This window comes from Bacillus cereus group sp. N24 (assembly GCF_016483345.1).
Lineage (GTDB): Bacteria > Bacillota > Bacilli > Bacillales > Bacillaceae_G > Bacillus_A > Bacillus_A toyonensis.
The window spans coordinates 1-227 of sequence record NZ_JAEHCA010000176.1; the positions used below are offsets into that span (position 1 = coordinate 1).

The following is a 227-nucleotide window of genomic DNA, read 5'->3' on the forward strand; positions in this document are numbered from 1 at the left end:
TGGGCCTAAATGGACTCGAACCATCGACCTCACGCTTATCAGGCGTGCGCTCTAACCAGCTGAGCTATAGGCCCATACAAATTGCAGGATTTATTTATATCATATCCTCATTTAAGAGTCAATATTGAATTGAACTCTCAAAACTAAACGAAAACGAAACACGGAAACTTATATTGATGAACAGCGTTCATCAATTCTCCATAGAAAGGAGGTGATCCAGCCGCACC

At 41.9% G+C, this 227-nt stretch carries 1 tRNA gene; it reads right to left on the reverse strand.

The features are described 5' to 3' along the window. Window positions 1-74: transfer RNA gene (locus JDS95_RS30925), tRNA-Ile, on the reverse strand. Window positions 75-227: the final 153 nt, after the last annotated feature.